General features: G+C 46.5%; 1 protein-coding gene. It reads left to right on the top strand.

The annotated features are described in order from the left end of the window. The first annotated feature begins 111 nt into the window (after positions 1-111). Complete coding sequence (locus DEM91_RS12440) at positions 112-1,641, top strand: IS5 family transposase (protein WP_249859115.1); 1,530 nt, start codon at positions 112-114, stop codon at positions 1,639-1,641. Positions 1,642-1,658 lie beyond the last annotated feature (17 nt).

Genomic DNA, 1,658 nt, shown 5'->3' with positions numbered 1-1,658 from the left:
TAGTGTTTACTGAATAATGTATAACTCTCTGATATTTAAGTTTATATAACTTTATTTCTTCGTTTGTTTAACTAGAAAATCGTACCTTTATATAGTTAAATCCATAGCAAGATGAAGTTTTACGCTCCAAAATACAAGCAACTTAACCTCGGTTTGCTCCGCTCATCCCTTGATGAGTTGGACAAGACAAACCGATGGGTGGCTCTCGGTGACCTTCTTCCATGGACAGAACTTGAGAAGGAATACAACTCAAGGTTGGACAATCAGAAGAAAGGTGCAGGGAACAAGCCGGCACGCATGATTCTCGGCGCAATGATTATCAAGCACAAACTAAACCTAAGTGATGCCGAGACCATCGAGATTATCAGAGAGAGTCCCTACATGCAGTACTTTTGTGGATTGCATGAGTTCACCGACAAGCCTATATTCGACCCGAGCCTATTCGTCACGATACGCAAGCGAATCTCAGAGGAAGAACTCAACAAGATGACAGTCAAGCTTCTCGACAAGCAGAGGCGTCTTCTTGAAGAGAAACGCAAGCGTGAAGAAGAAGAGGCGAAGAGGAATGATGAGGACCCGCCGACTCCGAAACCAGAGGATCCGAATGCCGCTTCCTTCACCGACTCAAAAGGTCGCGAGCACAAGGGAGTGCTGAAGATTGATGCTACCTGTGCCGATGCAGAGATGCGTTATCCTGTTGACGTTGATATAATACATGATGGTTGCCGCAAGGTTACCGACTATATTATAAAGGTGTGCGAGATGTTTGAGCTGCACAAGCCACGCACGAACTACAAGCATGCACGTCAGGCATACCTTCAGCTTGTCAAGAAAGCCAAGAAGAAAGGCAAGATGGTGCGTGATACTATCGGGGTGATGCTCAACTACTTGCGCAAGGACATCCGCATCTTAATGGACTTGCTTGCAAAGAACAAGACGTACTACGAGAGCCTATTCCTATATGAGAAACGCACCTTGACTGCAATCCTCACGATGTACCATCAGCAGCAGGAGATGTACAGGTCAAAGACTCATACTTGTGCAGACCGCATACTGAGCATCTTTCAGCCACACGTCCGTGCCATTGTCCGTGGAAAGGCCAAGGCAAGGACTGAGTTCGGGGCCAAGATAGGTGCAAGCATAGTCGAGGGCTATACGTTCATCGACCACCACAGCTGGGATGCCTACAACGAGAGCCAGGACCTCTTGCTACAGATTCAACTTTTCAAAGAACGCTTCGGCTATCTTCCGGCCACCATCCTTGCGGATAAGATTTACCTGAACAGGTCAAACCGAGATATACTTGAGGATTTTGAAATCCATTCATACTGCAAACCGTTAGGGCGACCACCGAAGGATCCTCCTTCAGATGAGATGAAATCCAGAATGGCCAAAGCCATCGGGGAACGCAATGAAATCGAATGCTCATTCGGTACTGGCAAGAGAATCTATCGAGCCAATGACATAAGAGCCAAGCTTCCAGATACAGCACGATGCTGGACAGGAATGTGCTACTTCGTTAAAAACGTGATGAAGTTCCTTAGGGAACTTTGTCTTGCCCTGACCGAAATCTGGCGTTTTTTCATCATTATCGTCACTATGAGGGTCTACGTCTGCTACCCTCTGTCTGTGAAGAGATAATAATTCAGCAGACCCTA

This window comes from Prevotella sp. TCVGH, from assembly GCF_023522295.1.
In the GTDB taxonomy this organism is placed as follows: domain Bacteria; phylum Bacteroidota; class Bacteroidia; order Bacteroidales; family Bacteroidaceae; genus Prevotella; species Prevotella timonensis.
Note: the sequence above shows the minus strand (reverse complement) of the source record. Positions and strands in the feature narration are given on the sequence as shown.

What these genes read in the sequence shown, in the direction of transcription:
- DEM91_RS12440 (WP_249859115.1), top strand. Translation starts at nt 112, where the DNA reads ATGAAGTTTTACGCTCCAAAATACAAGCAACTTAACCTCGGTTTGCTC.